Source organism: Polaromonas sp. (assembly GCF_030682935.1).
GTDB lineage: Bacteria > Pseudomonadota > Gammaproteobacteria > Burkholderiales > Burkholderiaceae_C > Polaromonas.
The window spans coordinates 1-1,931 of record NZ_JAUXNA010000373.1 but is presented as its reverse complement, the minus strand read 5'-3'; the positions used below and the strand labels follow the sequence as shown (position 1 = coordinate 1,931).

General features: G+C 62.5%; 2 protein-coding genes. One reads left to right on the top strand and one right to left on the bottom strand.

Features of this window, described 5'->3' with window-relative positions; translation table 11 throughout:
• Positions 1 to 1,019, bottom strand: a 1,019-nt coding sequence (locus tag Q8K05_RS17150; protein WP_305247821.1) for a PHP domain-containing protein, incomplete at its 3' end; no start/stop codon positions are given.
• Between the two features lie 93 nt (positions 1,020 to 1,112).
• On the opposite strand from Q8K05_RS17150, the gene Q8K05_RS17145 reads away from it, so the two are divergent.
• A complete protein-coding gene (locus Q8K05_RS17145; protein ID WP_370868895.1) occupies positions 1,113 to 1,868 on the top strand; it encodes a sulfurtransferase in 756 nt (251 codons plus the stop codon).
• Positions 1,869 to 1,931 lie beyond the last annotated feature (63 nt).

The window sequence follows — 1,931 nt, the reverse complement described above, 5'->3', positions numbered from 1 at the left end:
AAGCCCATCTTCAGGATGGTGTTGATCTCGAACTCCAGCCGCTCGACATACTGCGGGCGTTTTTCGTTGCGGACAGTTTCATTGGGATACAGGTGGGCCAGCCGCTCTTCCAGGCCCTGAAAGGACGCGTAACGGAAATACTCGTCGGGCGGCATGCGCACGCCGTTGACCTCGGGCGTCGGGTACTCGGGCAACATCGCCTTGCCCAGCTCGAGCTTGAGGTTGCAGCGCTTGGCGATCTCCAGCGTGTTGGCCAGCGCGGACGGCAAGTCCGCAAACAGTTCGGCCATCTGCGCCGACGACTTGAAATACTGCTCGCGCGTGAACTTGCGCACCCGGCGCGCGTTGCCCAGAATTTCACCTTCGGAAATGCACACGCGCGCCTCGTGCGCCTCGTAGTCCTCGTAGGTTAAAAACTGCACCGGGTGGGTCGCCACCACCGGCAGCCCCAGCCGGGCCGCGAGTTGCACGGCAGCCGCCACATGGCGCTCGTCATCCGGGCGCTGGGCGCGCTGCAATTCAAGGTAAAAGCGCTGGGAAAAGATGGCGGCCAGGTGCAGGGCACATTCCTGCGCGCGCTCGCCGTCGCCCTGCACCAGGGCCTGGCCCACGGCGCCACCCTGGGCGCCTGACAGCGCAATCAGGCCTTCATTGAGTTCTTGCAGCCATTCCAGCTTGATGACGGCCTGGTCGCGCACCACGTTCTTGGTCCAGGCCCGCGTGATCAGTTCCGACAGGTTCAGGTAGCCACGGTGGTTTTGCACCAGCAGCAGCAGCCGGGCCGCCGGTGCGCCGGCCTCTTTTCCGGGCACCTGCACCCAGACGTCGGCGCCAATCAGGGGTTTGACCCCGGTCTTGCGGCACTCTTTGTAAAACTTGATGGTGCCGAACAGGTTGCTTAAATCGGTGATGGCCAGCGCTGGCTGGCGGTCCGCTGCGGCGGCTTCGACGATTTCGTCGATGCGGTTGGTACCGTCAACGACTGAAAACTCGGTGTGAATTCTTAAATGGACAAACATGCGCTTCATTTTAGGGCGCGGCCCCCGGCGCACTTTGTGAGCGGCTGTAAGCGCCCGCCCCGGTGCTAGCCATTGCCTACAATGGGGCGCATCATGCAAATTCTGAACATTGCCGCCTACAAATTTGTCGCGCTGGACGGCCTGCCTGAGTTGCAGGCCACGCTGGCAGACGCGCTGCAGGCGCGCACCATCAAGGGTACGGTGCTGCTGGCCGAAGAAGGCATCAACCTGTTTTTGGCCGGCGCCAGCGCCGACATTCATGATTTTCTGGCCGGACTGCGGGCCGATGCCCGCTTTGAGGACCTTGAAATCAAGGAAAGCTGGTCGGCCGCCCAGCCTTTTCGCAAATTGCTGGTCAAGATCAAGCCGGAAATCATCCGCATGAACCACCCGGCCATCCGGCCTTCGGCAGGCCGCGCTCCGGCCGTTGACGCGGCCACGCTCACGCGCTGGCTGGACAGCGGCCACGACGACGACGGCCGCCCGGTGGTGACGCTGGACACGCGCAATGCGTTTGAGGTCGATGTCGGCACCTTCCAAAACGCCATAGACTGGCGCATAGCCAAGTTCACCGAGTTCCCGCAGGCGCTGCTGGACCACCGCGAGCAACTGCAGGGCAAGACCGTGGTCAGCTTTTGCACGGGCGGCATTCGCTGCGAAAAAGCCGCGATTTTCATGCAGGAAGCGGGCTTGACAAACGTTTACCAGCTCGACGGCGGCATTTTGAAATACTTTGAAGTCAGTGGCCACACCCACTTTGAGGGCGAATGCTTTGTCTTCGACCAGCGCCGGGCGCTGGACCCGGCCCTGCAGCCCCGGGTCAATGTCGGCGCAGCGTCTGAAGGCTGAGCCGGGGAAGCCACATGCGCGCAAGTTACCGCAACTTTTTCCCGCCTGATGCGCAGTGGCAGT